The sequence below is a fragment of the Paenibacillus sp. MDMC362 genome (assembly GCF_003269305.1).
Classification (GTDB): Bacteria; Bacillota; Bacilli; order Paenibacillales; family Paenibacillaceae; genus Paenibacillus_AQ.
In genome coordinates, this window is the sequence record NZ_QLYT01000070.1 from 1 (window position 1) to 19118 (window position 19118).

General features: G+C 50.9%; 15 protein-coding genes. 4 read left to right on the forward strand and 11 right to left on the reverse strand.

The window, feature by feature from the left end; all coding sequences use genetic code 11:
• Window positions 1-115 precede the first annotated feature (115 nt).
• A complete protein-coding gene (locus DP091_RS28240; RefSeq protein ID WP_113061386.1) occupies window positions 116-1015 on the reverse strand; it encodes a glycerophosphodiester phosphodiesterase in 900 nt (299 codons plus the stop codon).
• Window positions 1016-1283: 268 nt separating this feature from the next.
• Between DP091_RS28240 and kduI the strand changes: the two genes are divergently transcribed.
• The 4 genes from kduI to DP091_RS28260 all read left to right on the forward strand — a co-directional run bounded on the left by kduI (window position 1284) and on the right by DP091_RS28260 (window position 4878).
• Entirely contained in the window at window positions 1284-2117 is an 834-nt protein-coding gene (kduI, locus tag DP091_RS28245) for a 5-dehydro-4-deoxy-D-glucuronate isomerase (protein ID WP_113061387.1), read from the forward strand.
• Window positions 2118-2157: 40 nt separating this feature from the next.
• Entirely contained in the window at window positions 2158-2907 is a 750-nt protein-coding gene (locus DP091_RS28250; RefSeq protein ID WP_113061388.1) for a DeoR/GlpR family DNA-binding transcription regulator, read from the forward strand.
• A 75-nt stretch (window positions 2908-2982) separates the two neighbouring features.
• Window positions 2983-3735, forward strand: coding sequence for a 2-dehydro-3-deoxy-D-gluconate 5-dehydrogenase KduD (gene kduD / locus DP091_RS28255; protein WP_113061389.1), 753 nt, complete (start codon window positions 2983-2985; stop codon window positions 3733-3735).
• A gap of 258 nt (window positions 3736-3993) precedes the next feature.
• Window positions 3994-4878 carry a transporter substrate-binding domain-containing protein gene (locus tag DP091_RS28260; protein WP_113061390.1) on the forward strand — a complete coding sequence of 295 codons (885 nt, stop codon included), beginning with the start codon at window positions 3994-3996 and terminating at the stop codon, window positions 4876-4878.
• Window positions 4879-4954: 76 nt separating this feature from the next.
• On the opposite strand, the gene DP091_RS28265 is transcribed toward DP091_RS28260, so the two are convergent.
• The 10 genes from DP091_RS28265 to DP091_RS28310 all read right to left on the reverse strand — a co-directional run bounded on the left by DP091_RS28265 (window position 4955) and on the right by DP091_RS28310 (window position 19116).
• Window positions 4955-5584, reverse strand: coding sequence for a 50S ribosomal protein L25 (locus DP091_RS28265; protein WP_113061391.1), 630 nt, complete (start codon window positions 5582-5584; stop codon window positions 4955-4957).
• A 219-nt stretch (window positions 5585-5803) separates the two neighbouring features.
• The gene (pulA, locus tag DP091_RS28270; protein ID WP_113061445.1) at window positions 5804-8155 is read right to left on the reverse strand and encodes a type I pullulanase; all 2352 of its coding nucleotides are present in this window, start codon (window positions 8153-8155) and stop codon (window positions 5804-5806) included.
• 341 nt (window positions 8156-8496) lie between these two features.
• On the reverse strand, window positions 8497-10218 hold the full coding sequence (gene ptsP / locus DP091_RS28275) for a phosphoenolpyruvate--protein phosphotransferase (RefSeq protein ID WP_113061392.1): 1722 nt from the start codon (window positions 10216-10218) through the stop codon (window positions 8497-8499).
• The gene (locus DP091_RS28280; RefSeq protein WP_071222804.1) at window positions 10211-10486 is read right to left on the reverse strand and encodes an HPr family phosphocarrier protein; all 276 of its coding nucleotides are present in this window, start codon (window positions 10484-10486) and stop codon (window positions 10211-10213) included. Before DP091_RS28280 ends, ptsP begins: the two co-directional genes overlap by 8 nt.
• Window positions 10487-10546: 60 nt before the next feature.
• On the reverse strand, window positions 10547-12628 hold the full coding sequence (gene ptsG, locus DP091_RS28285) for a glucose-specific PTS transporter subunit IIBC (protein WP_113061393.1): 2082 nt from the start codon (window positions 12626-12628) through the stop codon (window positions 10547-10549).
• Window positions 12629-12910: 282 nt separating this feature from the next.
• Complete coding sequence (glcT, locus tag DP091_RS28290) at window positions 12911-13768, reverse strand: glucose PTS transporter transcription antiterminator GlcT (RefSeq protein ID WP_113061394.1); 858 nt, start codon at window positions 13766-13768, stop codon at window positions 12911-12913.
• A 150-nt stretch (window positions 13769-13918) separates the two neighbouring features.
• A complete protein-coding gene (locus tag DP091_RS28295; RefSeq protein ID WP_113061395.1) occupies window positions 13919-15445 on the reverse strand; it encodes a flotillin lipid rafts scaffold protein FloT in 1527 nt (508 codons plus the stop codon).
• Between the two features lie 4 nt (window positions 15446-15449).
• Window positions 15450-15983 carry an NfeD family membrane protein gene (locus DP091_RS28300; protein ID WP_113061396.1) on the reverse strand — a complete coding sequence of 178 codons (534 nt, stop codon included), beginning with the start codon at window positions 15981-15983 and terminating at the stop codon, window positions 15450-15452.
• Between the two features lie 202 nt (window positions 15984-16185).
• Entirely contained in the window at window positions 16186-17349 is a 1164-nt protein-coding gene (locus DP091_RS28305; RefSeq protein WP_113061397.1) for an iron-containing alcohol dehydrogenase, read from the reverse strand.
• A 177-nt stretch (window positions 17350-17526) separates the two neighbouring features.
• The gene (locus DP091_RS28310; RefSeq protein WP_113061398.1) at window positions 17527-19116 is read right to left on the reverse strand and encodes a UDP-glucose--hexose-1-phosphate uridylyltransferase; all 1590 of its coding nucleotides are present in this window, start codon (window positions 19114-19116) and stop codon (window positions 17527-17529) included.
• Window positions 19117-19118 lie beyond the last annotated feature (2 nt).

Consider the following 19118-nt stretch of genomic DNA (forward strand, 5'->3'; position numbering starts at 1 on the left):
ATTTACGGGATCATGGCCCCTAAAGCCCCCACGTTCTCCCGGCTCCCCCATCGTAAAACGACCACAAAAAAACAACCTTTGATTCCTCAAAAGGTTGTCCTTACCGTTACGCCATTTATCTAATTATTTTCCTGTTCGAAATCGAAATCGGTACCCGATCCGGATAATCCGTAATAATCCCATCCACGTTAATTTGAAGCACATAAGGGATTTGCAGCATATCCCGGATCGTCCAGACCATCGTTTTCAGCCCGGATTGATGTATCTTTTGGACCAGCCCTTTGGATACCAGCCTCATCGATACATTCACATACTCCGCATAGGTCTTCATATCCTCCAGCCGCTGCTTGGATAAGTCGCCCGCGCTGGTAATAATAACGCCCAGGGGGATATCGGGCATCAGCCGGCGGAATCGAAGGAGCGAGTCCGTATCTGCTGACTGCACGATGATCAGGTCCTTGTACCTCTCACCACCATCAGCGCCGATGATATACCTTTTCAATATGTCTGCAACCCTCTGCTCGATACCCGGATACCGGGAGGGAGATTTCAATTCGATCAACAGCCCGATACGCCCCGCAAAATGCTCAAGCACCTCCGCCAAAGCGGGAATGACTTCTCCTTTAAACGCCGAATCGTACCATGAGCCTGCATCCAGCATACGCAGCTCCTCAAAGGTTAAATCGCCTACTTCACCCTGCCCATCGGTGGTTCGCTCAACCGTGGAATCATGAATCACAACAACTTGCCCATCCTTGCTCAATTGGACGTCCAATTCCAGCATATCCGCTCCCATATCAAATGCTTTGACAAAAGAAGCCATCGTATTTTCCGGGGCATAACCCGATGCCCCTCGATGGGCGATATTAACCCAGGACTCATCGCGCTCATTCTCCGACCTCATCCAGACTTCCTGTTCCCCGGTTTGATGATAAGGATAATGCAAGACATCGGCCGTATTTTGAGAACCGGTCACTGCGAGCACAGCTGTTAAAATAACAATCATTCTTTTCATCGGGTTATCAATCTCCTAGTCGTCCCTTGTTCACTTCATAGCTAGCCTTGCCGAAGATTCATAGCATGGCAGCCTGCCCATCCTCTTTGATGCTAATTCTTCCCTTTCTGCTCTAAATTCAGTCAGATATAAATGGCGGCCCGATGTTCACCAAGTATAATTATGGTTCATTTTATATTTAGTTCTTGTAATATGAACGTAAATGGAGTAATTTGTACTTATATGAACATTATGAATTCATTATAATAGAATGAGGAGATGAACGAACATGGAAAGACGTTATGCATCACACCCTAATGAAGTGAAACAATATGACACAGAAAGACTCCGCAAGGAATTCCATATCCCCGTCCTGTTTACGCCTGACAAGCTGGAGCTTGTCCTGACGCACGAAGATCGTATGATTATCGGTGGCGCCGCTCCCGTCCAAGAACAAGTCAAATTGGAAACCGACCTTAAAGAGCTGGGTGTTTCCTCTTTCCTGGAACGCCGTGAGCTTGGCATTATCAATATTGGCGGACATGGTACCGTGCTGGTGGACGGTGCGGAGCATGAGCTGAACAACAAAGAATGCTTGTACGTTGGCATGGGCACGGAAGAGGTTATTTTTAAAAGCACGGATCCAACAAATCCGGCTAAATTCTATTTAAATTCTGCTCCGGCGCACCAATCATTCCCGACGGCGAAGGCCACTCTGGAGGAAGCCGATTCCAGCGCTTTGGGCGATATCAAAAATTCCAATGATCGCGTGATCTATCGTTTCATCCATCAAAAAGGCATCGACAGCGCCCAGCTTGTCATGGGTATGACCCTGCTGAAAGAAGGAAACATGTGGAACACGATGCCTGCCCATACTCACCCAAGACGCATGGAGGCTTATCTCTATTTTGATTTACCGGAAGAAGCGGTTGTCATCCATCTGATGGGCGAACCCAATGAAACGCGGCACATCGTCATGCGCAATGAACAGGCCGTGATTTCGCCAAGCTGGTCGATCCACAGCGGGGTAGGCACAAGTAACTATACCTTCATCTGGGGCATGGCCGGAGATAATAAACGTTACGATGATATGGACCCGGTGTCCATGAAAGATTTAAAATAGAGGGGATTATCCATTAACCCACGGAAGAGTTGAGATTCATATGAACCCGTTACGACGCTATGAAAAAATAATGGAGTACCTTCTAACCCATAAAGAAGTGACTGTCGCCGACCTAAGCCAGCAGCTTCAAGTAACCGGAAAAACCATACGCGAGGATCTGACCAAGCTGGAGGAACAGGGTCTAATCGTTCGTGTGCATGGCGGAGCTGTCCTTGCGCACAGCGATCAATTCGGCATCCTGCCGTCCAAAGAACCGCTTGCCAAGCATCCGACTGAAAAGACCGAAATCGCGCTGAAAGCGCTGAAGCATATCAATACCGATGACATCATTGCCCTAGACGGAGGCAGCACCACGCTGGAGATTGCCCGCAGGCTGGAGGATGTGCCTCTGACGGTCATTACGAACGATGTGTATATCATCAGCGAATTGGCGACCAAGAATCATATCCGTTTGGTCGTTCCGGGGGGCTACCGGGTCCGGAATATGCTCGCAGGCCCTGAAGGTGTATCGTATGTGTCACAGCTGAACATTCAAAAAGCCTTCATATCCGCCACGGGCGTCCATCTTGATCATGGATTGTCCATATATACCGGGGACTTGATCCCTTTCAAACGGGCATTAATCGAAACCTCGCTGGAGGTTTATGCCGTTGTCGACCATCACAAATTCGGTCAAACGGCATTAAGGACTTTTTCATCCCTGCAGGAGATCAGCGGCATCATTACCGATGCGGGACTGTCTTCCGAGACAATCACACAATATGAAGGTGCCGGCGTTACCCTGCTGTAAACGCCGCTTGAAAATTCATAACCGGCCTAACTTCATAATTACTAATAGAGAGCAAATGAGAGGGGATACTGGAGCATGAACAGGTTTGACTTATCAGGCAAAACCGCAATCGTCACCGGCTCCGCCAGAGGACTAGGGCAAGGCATAGCGATAGCTCTAGCCGAGGCCGGCGCCGATATCGTTGCCGTGTCCATGAATACAAGCGCCGAAACGATAGAAGCCATCACTTCACTCGGCAGAAAAGCTTCCGAAATCAAGGTCGATCTAAGCGACCAGAGCAAACTCCAGCAAACTTTTGACCAGGCGCTGGAGCTGACGGGGCATGTGGACATTCTCGTAAACAATGCCGGCATTATCCGCCGGACGCCCGCCAAGGATCATGGGACTCAAGATTGGCTTGACGTGATTGACTTGAATCTCAATACCGTATTTTTGCTATCCCAGCTTGCCGGAAGACATATGATTGAACGCGGCAGCGGCAAAATCATTAACATTTGCTCCATGCTGTCCTATCAGGGCGGAATCAACGTGCCCGGATACACGGCAAGCAAGCATGGCGTTGCCGGCCTGACGAAAGCATTGGCCAATGAATGGGCAGCCAGCGGCATCCAAGTGAACGGAATTGCTCCCGGTTATATCGAAACCGATAATACGGCAGCCATCCGTCAGGATGAGGAACGACGGACTTCCATTACGGATCGCATTCCTGCCGGACGCTGGGGGAAACCCGAGGATATTGGCGGACCCGCCGTATTCCTCGCTTCCGCCGCTTCGGATTATATGAACGGACATGTGCTTTGTGTTGATGGCGGATGGATGGCCCGGTAAGAAGGATAAAACGCTGTATCAAGAGCATATCAACGTAAGCTTCAATTCAATCTAGCTAAAAGAGGCTGTGCTTTTCCGCTGCTGCAGGCAGAGATAGCACGGCCTATTTTGCATTCTCCTCTTCCATCCGATTAGAGATCCTAAGTTCTTGCCGTGTACCGACATTTCACGAATATACCAACCATCCTTTGGGACATCCTAACTTTACGAAATGGACCTCGAAGGACCGTGAATAAAGAAAGGATGGTTTCTGGAATCATGCGCGGAACAAAATCGATACGTTGGATCAGTCTTGCCTGTTTATTCACACTGATCGGTTCAATTGTACTTGCCGGATGCACGCCTAACAGCAATGACCGGGTGCCGACCCCCAACATGGGCGTGAACCCTTACCGGGTGAACACAGGCTTCCTGCTTCGGAATGCCGTGGAGCGCGGGACCCTGCGAATTGCAACGGAACGGGATTACCCCCCTTTTAGTTACCATGGAACGGGCGGAAGACTTACGGGTTTTGATGTGGAAATCGCCGAAGAGGTTGCCCGCCATATGGAGCTAAGGGCAGAATTCGTTGAAACCGAGTGGGAGAATCTGCTGCCAGGATTGACGGAAGGCAGATACGACGCCGTCTTCAACCAGATTGAAGACAAGCCGGACCGGCGGGCCCTCTATGATTTTTCCGTTGCATATCTATCCTCAACCCCGGTTCTGCTCGTGCGTTCCTCCGGTGAAGATCAGATTCGCACCTTCTCGGACATCAAGGATAAGCGTGTCGGCCTGAACCCAACCGGAATTTATAAGGATATGGCCAAGAAGCATGGAGCGGAAATTGTCCCGATCAAATATATATCAGACGCAGCTCACAAGCTCGCAAACGGAGAGCTGGATGCCGTCATTTCGGACCAGTTATCCGTAACCAACCTGAAGCAGCAGTTTCCGGATCTGCCGGTCGCTGCCGCCGAATCCGCCGATCAGGTGTCCGAGATTTCCGCAGCCTTTGTAAAAGGGAATCCGGATCTCGTGGCCGCCGTTGATAATGCACTGGCTACCATGCAGCAGGACGGAACGTATCTGACCATATGGAACAAATACTTTGGAGACGCGCCGATGAGTTATAAGGGCATCCATGATCGAAAAGTTAAATAGAATTTCTAAATTCCTGACAAAAAAGCGCCTGCTCCGCTGGATCCCAGCCTAGCAAGCGCCTTTTTACATGCGCATATTATGATTCTTCGGTTGTCTCTCCCGCATCCGCTTCCTCAGCGTCCGCATCATCCACCGTCTCTGCAGCCTCAACGGCGCGTGGCACGATGACGGTTGCGAGAATCTCCTCATCCGAAGCGTGCAATGTAATACCTTCCGGTACTTTAATATCTGCAACCGTAAGCTTGTCGCCAACCTCCAGAGCGGATACGTCCGCTTCGAGGGTAGTAGGCAGCTCGCCCGGCAATCCCTCTACTTCGATTTCGGTCACCTGGGTTTGCAGAATACCGCCGGATTTCGTTCCGGCAGCAGTACCTTGATAATCGACCGGTATGCTGACGCGAACCGGCTTGTTCATGGAGATCCGCAGAAAGTCCACATGGGATACGGTTCCGCGTCTCTTTTGAATGTCCTTAATCAAAACCGGAATTTTACCGGAGCCTGGAATATCAAGCTGAAATACCTCTGAACGTCCGGTGTGGAACAGCTTGGCCGTATCCTTGAAATTAACAGCTACGGGGATGCTTTCCTCGCCCGCGCCGTATACAACGCCGGGGATTCCGCCATTTTCGCGAAGCACTCGGCGAGAAGCCCGGGTAAATTCATCACGAACATCTGCTTGGAGTTGAACTGTGTTTCCTTTTGACATGAGTGACATCCTCCTTTATCGAAAACAAAGTCTATCTCATTATTACCCTATTTACCTGCTAACTAATCATGGGTTTCAGATGTTTTAAATTTCAACCCTGTGGGTAATGAATGGTACCCCTTTTGAAATATAAATAACAGGAGCCCCCTTTTCAGTACAAAAGGAGGGCTCCTGATTTTTTAATTTACATTTTAATTTTACAATCCTCATATACAATTCTCAGCTCGCCATATCCCGCTGCTCTTGGCCCTCAGAGCCGTCGTCTTTGACGCTTAGCAGCGATATCCGTACCTTGGCTTCGTCTGGCGGAATATCGATAAACCAGTCGTTCTCGCCTTCCCGATCCTCCCAATCATTCAACCTGACGATACAGCCGACCTGCTTGGTTCCGGGAGCTGCGTAGAAGACCGCTCGTGCTTTGCCGCCGTCCACTCTGGAGAATGGCACGCTGCCATCCTCCACGCCCGTTCCCCACACCCACACGTTCCAGCCATCATATGCTTGATCACGTCTCTCATATTCAATCTCAACGGTAGTCAAGCCTTGCTTCTTCTGGGCCGGGTCTTCGTACAACACCATCAGCGACAGCCCTGGGACCGCTATAGCTCCTTGGTCCAACGTCTCGATCGTATCCGTACCTGCCTGACGATCATTCACCACGATGCTCCAGCGGTAAGGTGTTGGCGGCAGATCAACCGTCATTTCATGCTCATTTCCGTTCGCGATCACTACAATCTGGCCCCAGCTGTCTTGTGGATGGTGCGTTAATCGGTAGGCGATAATCCGATCGCTGCTGCGCAGCACTTCCATATGTTCCTCAATCTCTTCTCTTGCTGCCATACGAAATGCCGGATGGGCTTTGCGCAAGCCAATAAGGCCTTTGTAATAATCAAACACGGGTTTGAATCGTTTCTTATTCGACCAGCGGATGGAGTTAACGGCATCGCAGCTGCGGTAGCTGTTATGATCGCCAAATTTCGTGCGAAGCAGCTCATCGCCGGCATGCAGCAGCGGAATCCCTTGAGAGAGCAGGACAATCCCGTTAGCCAGCAAGCTGCGGCGCACAGCCGCGGCCGACATTACATCATCATCGGGAATACCGGCATAGGGTGTTGAAGCAGCCGTTGCCTGCCATACATCGCCGCCGTTATCCAGCTTCCCGTCCGTCATGCGAAGCAGACCTGCCTGTACTTCCATCCCGCTCGCCACCAAAATTTTGTCCCACAGATTCAAATTGTCGTGCACGGTGACATAATTGACCGTCTCATCCGGATGAAGGGCAAAATCATGGATCGAGCCCATCATCCCTTCAACGACAGCACCCTCGTACCACGGTTCGCCCGTAGCAAACCCTCGGCCGCGCCCGTCATTGTCACCCTTGATGGCATGCCGGAAATGATCGTTGAATACAGCGAAGCCTTGACCCTTCTGGCTTCCTTTGACGGTTTGCTCCGTCAGCGGACTCATTCCTCCCGTCCAGGGCTCACCGTAAAACAAGAGAGAGCTATCGACCTCACGACGCAGTTCGCTTACAATCTCTTTCATCGTTGTTGTATCGATCAGAGCCATCAGATCAAATCGAAAGCCGTCGATATGATACTCCTCGACCCAGTACCTTAAGGAATCCTTGATATATTTGCGTACCATCGGTTTCTCCGTAGCCAGCTCGTTGCCTACACCTGAACCGTTCGATAAATGTCCATATCCATCCTTGCGATAGAAATACCCTGGCGCCAATCGTTCAAACGGGCCGTCATCCACCGTATACGTATGGTTGTAAACCACGTCCATGACGACACGGATTCCTCTTGCGTGCAGAGCCAGAATCATCTCCTTTAGCTCCCGGATGCGCAGGATCGGATCCATAGGGTCTGTCGAATATGAACCTTCAGGAACATTGTAATTCTGCGGATCGTACCCCCAATTATACTCGCGGCTCAAGCTGCCGGCTGCATAGCCGTCCAGCTCATTGACCGTTCGAAAATCAAATATCGGCAGCAGGTGCACATGGGTCACACCTAATTCTTCGAGATGATCCAGTCCAATGGTATTCCCTTCGGAATCCCGTAGGCCACCTTCTGTAAATGCCTTATATTTACCTCTATATTTCATTCCCGAATCGGTATGAACCGAGAAATCGCGTACGTGAAGCTCATAGAGCACCGCATCCGTAGGCTTCAGCAGCTTGGGTCTAACATCCTGCTCCCACCCCGGCGGATTGCTCTTTGCCAGATCGACAACCGCCCCGCGGCAGCCGTTGGCTGACACCGCTGTTGCATAGGGGTCAACGGCATAATGCACGTCGCCGTCCGCTGACTCGATTTGGTACATATAATAGGTTCCGTGAAGATCCCTGTTTACGACAGCCGACCATATGCCGTCGCCATTACGTTCCATCGAATAGAATGTGCCACTCTCGTGATCCGTTACGAGACCTTGCTCGTTATACTCTCCCGGGCTTTCATACAAAGCCAGTTTTACATGAACCGCATCCGGAGCCCACACCTGAAAGGTCGTTCCCTCTCTTCGGTAGGTTGCCCCCAGCTTAACACTTGTGCAGCTCTTGATCATGTCCATAGTCATCATCACCGTCACTTATAAGTAGATTTACTTCCTAGTATGGGCGCCTGAATCATAAGACAGACCTCTAGCACATGAATGTAGAACGCTTTCATATATCATGATATGCCAAAAGCCCTGATTTGGTTTGGGTTTGATGCCAAATAACTATATATTTAGGCTATTATACTCGTAAATATGCCGGGTGTCTTTCTTTTGACAAAAAAACATCTGCCCAAATGGACAGATGCGTCAATGTAAAGCAATCGTGGAAAAAGATTGGTAGAGTCCCCAAAAAACAAACGAAATACGATACTGCATGGATCGATCAAGTTGTTAAGTTGTCTTCCTTCTTACTCGGCTGCAGTTTCTATGGATTCCACCAGAGCCACTACTTCCTCCGCGGTTCCCATTTCAAGCGCCTTGGCAGCGAGTGCCTGCATATCACTGCGGGACAGCTTCCCGATCTGGCTGCGCGCCGGAAGAATGGATGTAGCGCTCATGCTAAACTCATCCAGCCCCAAGCCGAGGAGAATCGGAATCGCCGTGGCGTCACCCGCCATTTCACCGCACATGCCAACCCAGCGGCCTTCGCGATGAGCGGCATCGATGACCATTTTAACCAATCGCAGAATCGCCGGATTATAGGGTTGATACAAATAAGCAACCCGCTCATTCATGCGGTCAGCGGCCATCGTATACTGGATAAGGTCATTCGTTCCGATACTGAAGAAATCGACCTCTTTGGCAAACTGATCCGCCAGAACCGCGGTAGATGGAATCTCCACCATGATCCCGAGTTGGATGTCCTCGGATACCGGAATGCCTTCGCTCACAAGCTTGGTTTTCTCTTCCTCCAGAAGCGCTTTGGCTTCACGGAATTCACCAAGCGTCGCGATCATAGGAAACATGATTCGCAGATTGCCGTGGACGCTTGCGCGGAGCAGTGCCCGAAGCTGGGTTCTGAAAATATCCTGACGGTCCAGGCACAGCCTAACGGCCCGGAATCCCAGGAACGGATTCATTTCCTTAGGCAGATCCAGATATGGCAGCTCCTTGTCCCCGCCGATATCGAGCGTGCGGACAACAACCGGCTTGCCTTCCATTTTCTCCAGTACCGATTTATAGGCGACATACTGGATCTCTTCGGAAGGAAGTTTATCTCGGCCCATGTACAGGAATTCCGTACGATACAGTCCTACCGCTTCTCCGCCATTCTCCAGCACGCCGGTTACATCGTTCGGTGTGCCGATATTGGCGGCCAGCTCCACATGGATCCCGTCCTTGGATACCGTTGGTTCGGAGCGGAGTTTCTTCCATTCCTCGACCTGTTTGGCATAATCATCCTGCTTCGCACGGTATTGTGCCACGATGGCTTCCGTAGGATTAATGATGACATCCCCTTCCAGTCCGTCAACGATGATCAAATCCCCGTTTTGGACTGAAGAGAGCACGTTTTTCGTTCCGACGACAGCCGGAATTTCAAGCGAACGGGCCATGATGGCAGAATGCGAGGTGCGCCCGCCAATATTCGTCGTGAATCCTTTAACGTAGTTGCGGTTCAACTGCGCTGTATCCGAAGGAGTCAAGTCCTCTGCAACCACAATTACTTCTTCGCTGATTTCCGAAGGACTGACATAATTCAGGCCGAGCAGATGCTTAAGAATGCGTTTGGTGACGTCGCGCATATCCGCTGCCCGCTCCTGCAAGTAAGCACTCTTCATGTTCTCGAACATTTGAATGAATTGGGTAGCCGTTTCATTTAAGGCGTACTCCGCATTAACCGAATCGGAAGCGATTTTCGCTTTGACTGGGTCAATCAATTCCGGATCGTTCAGGATGAGAAGGTGAGATTCGAAAATCTCAGCCTTCTTCTCCCCGAGTTCCTGAAGCGTGCGAGCTTTGATCGCTTCAAGCTCAGCCTGGGACTGAGCCAGCGCCGCATCCAGCTTCGAAAGCTCGGCATCCGTGTCTGTTACTTGCTTTTCCGTAACAGAATAATCAGGATGCTCCAGTGTAAAAGCGCGTGCAATCGCGATGCCTGCGGAAGCCGCGATTCCTTTCAAATTATTCATGAAGCTCGCCTAACCCTTCGTTCACCATCACTTCTTGCAGTGCTGTCAGCGCTTCGCTCTCATTGCCGCCTTCCGTGATCAGTGTCAATGTATCCCCTTGCTCCAATCCGAGGGACAGAACGCCCAAGATCGATTTCAGCGTTACTTTTTTGCCGTTAGCTTCGGCAAATGAATTGGTGTCCTGGAATTTGTTAGCCGTATTGACCAATGCTGTTGCCGGACGTGCGTGAATTCCGTCTTCGTCAATAATTTTGAATGTTTGTTGCATGTTCATCATCCTACTTTCGTATATTTTAATTTTTTTAGAATCCTTGAGATCACCGTGAAGTTAAGGCTTCGATATGGTGATGATCCCTTTTTCACCGCTTTTTACTTCACCGGTCTTGTTCAGCTTCACGGAAGCTCCCTCCGGCAAATTCGAGAAGATCACAGGAGAAATAATCGATTTGGCATTCTCCTTCACATAATCCAGATCCACCTGCATGATCGGTTGACCCGTGGATACCAGATCGCCCTCTTGTACAAGAACTTCAAAACCCTGTCCCTTCAGCTTAACGGTATTGACGCCGATATGGACAAGCACTTCCTTACCGCCATCGGACATAATGCCGATTGCATGCTTGCTGGGGAATACATTAAATACGGTTCCGTTAACAGGAGAAGCGATCGTTCCGTTATGAGGTAATACCGCAAATCCATCACCCGTCATTCGTTCTGCAAACACAGGATCAGGCACATGGGAAATATCCATTAGCTCACCATCGACTGGAGATACGATTTCCTCCATCACAATCGTTTCCCCGTCCTGACCAGCCTGCTGCTCCTCTTGAGCAGTCGGCATCGTCTTCGGATCCGCTGCTTCAGGCGCGGTTGTCGGCGTTGTTCCCGACATAATATCCTGGATTTGCGATTTGATGGTATCGGAACGTGTTCCGAATATCGCCTGGATATTATTCCCCACCTCCAGCACACCTGACGCACCCAGCTGTTTCAGCCTCGCCTTATCGACATAGCCCTTGTCCTTCACCTCTACCCGAAGCCGGGTGATGCAGGCATCCAGATGCGCAATGTTCGGCTGGCCGCCAAGCGCAGTCAGAATGTTAAGCGGCAGATCATTTTTACTGTTACCACCTGCTCCCTGGGAACCTGATTCCGACTCCGATGCGGAAGCTTCCTCCCGGCCCGGCGTCTTCAGATTGAATTTCCGAATGACAAACCGGAATCCGAAATAATAGATTACTGCCATGATAGCACCAACAATGAGTACATTCCACCATGGCGTCCGGTTCGGAATAACACCGAATATCATGTAATCGATCAGACCGCCCGAGAAGGTCATGCCAATCTTCGTACCCAGAATATGCATGGTCATGAAGGACAGACCTGCGAACAATGCATGTACGGCGAACAAGATCGGCGCAACGAACAGGAAGGAGAACTCAAGCGGTTCCGTAATCCCTGTTAAGAAGGAGGTCAGCGCCGCCGAACCCATAATACCGGCGACAAATTTTTTGTTCTCCGGTCTCGCCTCATGATAGATGGCAAGCGCAGCCGCAGGAAGACCAAACATCATAAACGGATACTTACCCGTCATGAAGGTGCCTGCCGTAAACTCGACGCCGTCTCGAAGCTGAGCCATGAATATATTTTGATCACCGCGCACCATTTGACCTGCCTGATTCAAATATTCCCCGAACTCAAACCAGAAGGGAGAATAGAAAATGTGGTGCAGACCGAACGGAATCAATCCGCGTTCCACAACGCCGAACACAAAAGCGGACAGCATCAGGTTTTGTTCCAGCATGAAATGGGAGGCAGTGTTAAGCGCAGACTGGATCGGAGGCCATATAAAGACCATCAACAGACCAAGCAAAACGGAGGTTGCAGCCGTCATAATCGGAACAAACCGTTTTCCTGCAAAAAAGCCCAGATAGGACGGAAGCTCAATTTTGAAAAATCTTCGGTACATGCTTGCCGCTAATATACCTACGATAATCCCGCCGAATACCCCAGTGGCTAAGGTCGGAATGCCAAGCACGCTGGCATATTCGTAATTCGTGCCAATCATCGATGGCGTCACGCCGATCACGCTGCCCATGGTAACGTTCATGACGAGGTAACCGATGATAGCCGCAAGCCCGGCCACACCTTCGCCTCCGGCCAAGCCGACGGCAACCCCTACTGCAAACAGCAAGGATAAATTCGTGAACACGATTTGTCCCGCATTCATCATGACGGTGGCAGCTGATTGAACCCAAGCCGCATCGAGCCACGGTGCATACTGCAGGAAATCGGGATTGACCAGCATATTACCAAGGCCGAGCAAAAGTCCGGCCGCCGGTAATATCGCCACGGGCAGCATCAGAGCTTTACCGACCCTTTGCAGTACGCCAAAAAGCCGCTTAAACATGAAAATTCTCACCCTCTATCTAGTTGTGGTCACAAGCTGAATGTAGAGCATCATAAAACACCAAATCAAAAAAAAGGCATGAGTAACCACGGGAGAATGGATGGCTAATCTCATGGATTAGATTACCCAGAAATGGGTAATAACAACCAAATTCCTGCAATACTCATGCCTGATCGAATCAGTTACACGTTTGATTTGAAGTTTTATGCTTCATAACTGTTTCGTATTGTAACACCATTCATTTTTCGTTGCAACCACATGGTAAGGGACTTAATAAAATCTTCACATTTGCTCGCCCTGCTCTTTGCGCTGGACCAGCCGCTCCAGATGAATGGTCAAATAACCGGCCTCGGCGGGATATACGGGCTTCTTCAGCCGCTGTTCCATCATCTTTGTCAGTTTCCATGCCAAGGAATACGTCTCGGGATATTCGCGCTTCAACAGACCATCCAGTGAACTCGTCTCGTTCACCGCTTCTCCCCGCCGAATCCGCTCCAAGGCAAACCGGAGATGAGTCAGCAGACGGGAATAATCCAAAGAATCCCTCGGGATAGCATAATCCAGCTGCTGTTCAACGGTACGTACTAAATCCGCAATCAGCTCGGAATGCTTGCGAACCTCCGAAATGTGCTGGTTTGTGAGGGCACCGTGAAAATGAAGGGCAATGAATCCGATTTCCTCTTGGCCCAAGTCGACCCCAAGCTTCTCCCGGATGGTACGGACGGCGTATTCCGCCATCTCGTACTCTTCAGGATACATCTCCCGGGTTTCGTATAAAAAAGGATTATGAATATAGAGACCTTGGGCATGACGTTTAATGGCAAATGCAATATGATCAGTCAACGCTATGTGGATATGCTCATTCAGAGGAGCATCGCTGGATTTGGCAGCATTCAGAATAATGTCATTCATCGCCTCTATCAGCTTCTCATCGATGTGAGGCACCAGCTGCTTATACTGCTCCTGCTCCTCCGGTTTGGTCAAAATGAACATCTTCTCGGCAGCGGAGGCAGGGATAAGGTCTTTATTCTTCCGGTTAAAGCCTATTCCCTTGCCAATAACAACAACCTCGCCATGTTGAGGATGCTTCGCTATGATTACATTATTGTTCAACACTTTAGCCACTTGTAAGCTGCTCACGTTTGCACCTCTTTTTGATTCATACGCGTATACTCGGATATCTTATCAGAAATATAAGAGCGCGGCAAAATCATATATGGTTGCCAAAGCCTCCAAAGTGCCGAACCGCTGCCTGCGCGACCGCTATCCCAATCCTACTTGCCGCTCGCTCTACTCTTCCTTGGCAGCACTTGTCTCAAGAGGTACCGGTACAAGTTCCTGCTCCACAGCTACTGGCTTTTTTGCCGAGGCAGGCTTCTTGGTCAAGCCCTTAATCAGTTCTTCCACATCAATCCCGGACACACTCTTCAGCATTTCAGGCGCCGTGGACATCAGCTCGGTCACATAATTGCTCACGCGAGCCGCACCTTCGCCTTTGCCTGTATCTACAACCGTCAGCTTGTCGATGGACGAGATTGGCTCAGCAATTTTGCCGGCAAGCTCAGGCAGCATTTTTACGATGATATCGAGCACCGCAGCTTCTCCGAACTTCTGGAACGCTTCGGCGAGTTTCTCTTTGGCATCGGCTTCGGCAATACCGCGCAGGCGAATGACTTCGGCTTCGGCCGTACCTTTGGCACGCTCGGCATCCGCAACGGCCAGACCATCCAGGCGCTTCTGTTCGGCAGACGCTTTGGCCTGGGTTTCGATGGAGTACTGCAAGGCATCCGCTTCGCGCATCTTGCGGGCCTTATCCGCTTCGGCCGCCTGCTCAACGGCATAGCGATCCGCTTCGGCTTTCTTCTTCACGTCCGCGTCGTACTGCTTCTCGCGAATCATGATTTCTTTTTCCTGCAGATCGATTTCGCGCTCCTTACGAACGAGCTCAACCTTCATTTGTTCCTCAACTGCCGTCTGCCTGGCTCGGGCTTCCTGAATATGGTAGGCCTGGTCTGCTTCGGCCTTGGCCGTATCCTGCTCCTTCTTAAAGGAAGCGACCTTCAGCTCCCGTTCCTTCTCGGCTTCCGCGATATTCGTATCGCGTATAACCTCGGCCTTCTGTCCTTCTTCCTCCGCACGCGCTTTTTGAATCCGCGCGTCGCGCATCGCTTCGGCTTCGGCAATCTCCGCATCCCGCTTTACCGTAGCGATCCGCGGTTTACCCAGCGCTTCCAGATATCCATGCTTGTCGCGAACGTCCTTAATGGTAAAGGATACGATCTGCAGACCCATTTTCTTGAGGTCTCTTGCAGCGACACCCTGAACCTCCTGCGCGAACTTGTCGCGGTTACGGTATACTTCCTCTACCGTCATGGAACCGAGAATGGCACGAAGATGACCTTCCAGCACTTCCTGGGCTTCGCCCTTCAGCGCTTCAATCGGCTTGCCCATGAATTGCTCGGCTGCCGTTGCCACGTCTTCGATCGAGCTTCCCACTTTTATGATGGCAACCCCGTCGGCCATAACCGGAACGCCTTGCTCCGTGTACACTTCAGGCGTCATAACATCCAGTTTATGAGATAAAAGCGATACAAATTCGGAGCGCTGGAATACGGGGAGTATAAAAGCGCCGCCGCCGCGCACGATTTTGATTTTGCGGCCGGATTCATCCTCCGATAAATTTTTGCTTCCCAAAAAAGAACCGGTTACGATCATCGCTTCATCCGGGCTCACCGTTTTGTAACGGGCCCAGAACGCAAGTCCTAACACGACAATGACACCTACAACAATTGACGGAATTACTAAGTATTCTGGCATTGAATCAATCCTCTCCTTTTCGTTCTTCCAGTTCGGACACTCTCAGGACACCCTCAACAACGTCGACAACCACCACGCGGACTCCTGCGGGAAGATTTTGGCGATCAAAGCTAGACGCGATGTGTGTTGTGTTGCCTGCGCCAATCTTGACCATCACTTCACCGAATCCTTCTGCAGGAAGCGGTACGGTGACAACGCCGATCCTCCCAGCCAGCTCCTTGATGGAGAAGCCCGTCGAGTTCTCGCTGTTCTCCATCGGTTTCACGTACCCGAAATAGACGAGAATCGAAATGACGATAGCCGCTAAGATAGACAGCGTTACATGGGCACCTGCCGCCAATTCCGTGTATTTCGTCAGCATGATTCCGGTACCGCCAAATACGGTGATTCCTCCTGCGATCACAACCGGATTGAAAAAATCCACTGACAAAAAGTCCAACAATCCGTCAAGCGCCGAGCTAAGTATGTCGCCAAGCACCACGGTTACGATGGCAAATATCACGCCTCCGATCAGACAGCCCCAATATAACGCTTCCATGTTGATTGCCCCCTCTGAAATCCCTTACTGTGTATAACAAGTAATACGGCAAAAAGTTTGCTAAAGTTTCAATTATTTCCCTCAAACGTATGGAAATCTCTTCATATCTGTATTCGGCACACTCACAAAAAAGCCTGCGCGGCATGAACCGGCAGGCTTAAAAACCATTACAATTCCTTGTCATATAACGACAGGACAACCCTTATAGCGACATCCGATAAATCTCTACGACGTCTTCGCGCTGCAGCTTGCGGAAGTTGCCAAAAGGACCAAATCGCATCGCCTTATCGGCCATGGCCTCGATCTGGCTGTCGTCAATATCGTACGCTCCCAGCGTGCTTGGCGCACCGATGGAAGTCCAGAAGCTGCGAAGCGCTTCGATCCCTTCCAATCCGATGGCTTCATCGGTTTTTCCTGCCGGGTTAACTCCGAATACGTTCACGGCAAGAGACTTGAAGCGCTGAGGATCCGCATTCCGATTATATTTCATCCAATTCGGGAACAGGATGGCCAAGCCGCCGCCGTGCGGAATGTCGTATACGGCAGATACCGCGTGCTCGATATTATGGGTTCCCCAGTCGCCGGCCATACCCATATTGATCATGCCGTTCAGCGCCATCGTGCCGCAGTACATGATCGTCTCGCGGAGCTCATAGTTCTCCAGGTCCTCAACCAGCTTCGGCGCCGTATCGATAACGGTCCGAAGAATCGTTTCGCAGAAGCCGTCCTGTACCGGCGTGTTGGTATCCTGATGGAAATAGTGCTCCAGTACGTGAGACATGATATCCACGATACCGTACACCGTTTGATCCCGCGGAAGGGAGAACGTATGTACAGGGTCCAGAATGGAAAATGCAGGGTAAGCATGAGGACTTCCCCAGCCCATCTTCTCTTGGGTTACTTCATTGGTAATGACGGAGCCGCCGTTCATCTCGGATCCGGTCGCAGCCATCGTAAGCACGGTTCCGAGTGGGAGACCCGCTTGCGGAACGGCTTTGCGTTCGACGAAATCCCACATATCTCCGTCATATTTAGCACCAACGGCGATGGCCTTGGAGCAGTCAAGGACGCTTCCGCCGCCAACGGCCAGTATAAGATCAATGTTATGCTCCCGGCACAATGCCACGCCTTTGTGGACCGTCGACAGGCGAGGATTCGGTTCCACACCGGCAAGCTCCGTTACGGCCGCATTCGCTTCCTTCAGCAACGCAATAACCTGATCGTACAGTCCGCTGCGCTTGATGCTGCCGCCGCCATATACAAGCAATACGTTCCGGCCGTATTTAGCCACTTCACCACTTAAAGCGCTCAGCTTGCCCTTACCAAAAATCAACTGAGTCGGATTATGAAAGACAAAAGGTCTCATGTGCATTACCTCCATCGCATCTGTTTCGCATCTTTATTTTATCTTGCATGCTTTTTCATTCTATACCATTCCCCTTATGCAAAACAAACAGCCGTCCTTCTACAGAAAGATCGGCTGTTTGCATGATGATCAGAAATATCGTGAACTTCAATACATCCTTTATCCATCAATGAATGTCTATTTGCTGTCCGGGACGTATCCCATACGGCTCAGGAATCGCTGAAATGCCTGTTGTCCAGCTGCCGTCTGTTTGTATACCCCGGCATGCTCCAAAATCGTCGTGAACTTGTGGCCGACCTCCCGGCGAATCAGCTCGATCGCCCCGGCTTTATCCGGCGCTGCCGTCTCCTGTCCACGCAGCTCCTCGATCCAGTCCCCGTGAACGGCAAGCGGATGGTCCTCAGCCTTGCTGTTCGCGTACAGTTTCTCGTTCCCTGCCAGGATGTCGGCGATTTGATCGAGCTCTTCCTTGAGCCTGCCCGGCAGGATCGCCAGCCCCATCACTTCGATCAGGCCGATGTTTTCCTTCTTGATGTGGAACATCTCTCGATGAGGATGGAAGATCCCTTCCGGGTATTGCTCATTCGTGCGATTGTTCCGCAGAACCAGGTCCATCTCGTAGACGCCCTCGTCATTTCGGCGGGCGATCGGAGTAACCGTATTGTGGCGGACCCGCTGTCCGTCTACTTCGCTGGACGCTTCTATGTCTGCTGAAGGATCACTGTAGATTTTCCATGACTCGTAAATGCCGTTCGCGCATTCAAGAAGCGAATTCCGATCGCTTGAGGATAGCCGAATCACCGACATCGGCCATTTTACGATGGCCACGGATACGTCTGGATAATCCGCGTGCGTAAACCCGGCCACCTTCGGTGCTTTCTGGATCGGGAAGGTATGCCGTCCCCCCTGGAAATGATCATGCGTGAGAATCGAGCCCCCGACTATGGGGAGATCCGCGTTCGATCCGAGGAAATAATGCGGATAAGCATCAACAAAACTCAAAAGGCGGGCAAGCGTCGCTTTGGTCAGCTTCATCGGCACATGGTCATGATGGAATACAATGCAGTGCTCATTATAGTAAACGTACGGCGAGTACTGGAAGAACCACGGTTCCCCGTTTAGCTCCAACGGAATAATGCGCAGGTTTTGCCGTGCAGGGTGGTTGATTCTGCCTGCATAACCGACATTCTCGCGGCAGAGCTGGCATTTCGGATAAACCGGCGGAGGCAGCAATTTAGCCATGGCGATTTCCTTCGGACTTTTCTCCGGCTTGGAGAGATTGATGGTAATCTCAATATCGCCATACGGGCTGGCGTGCCGCCAGTATTCGTTTTTGGCTACGCGATCCATGCGAATGTAGTTGGAGTCGATGCATAGATTGTAAAATTGCCGGGTTGCCGCAATAATCCCCTGCTCCTGCTGGACCGTCCGGAACTGAGCCGTTACGTCCGAAGGTCTCGCCATGAGCCGACCCATGATTTTGGCGTCCAGCAGATCCCGGTACGTATCGGTATTCTCGGGAATCATTCCATGCGCTGCGCCGTAATCGATCATCACGTCGAGCATGGCCTGCGGCCCATCCGGTACCGGGTCGTTGACTTCGTCTCCATACGGCTCGCTGAACCCGAAATCCTCCAGCAGCAGGTTGCGGCTGTAATCCGCGTCCGCTGCCTGGATAAGACCTTTATGAAGTGCAAAACGCACGAGCATTTCAATTGCACGAAGAACCTGCTTGGATTCGGGAGTTCCTGATGTTGCTGCATTCATGG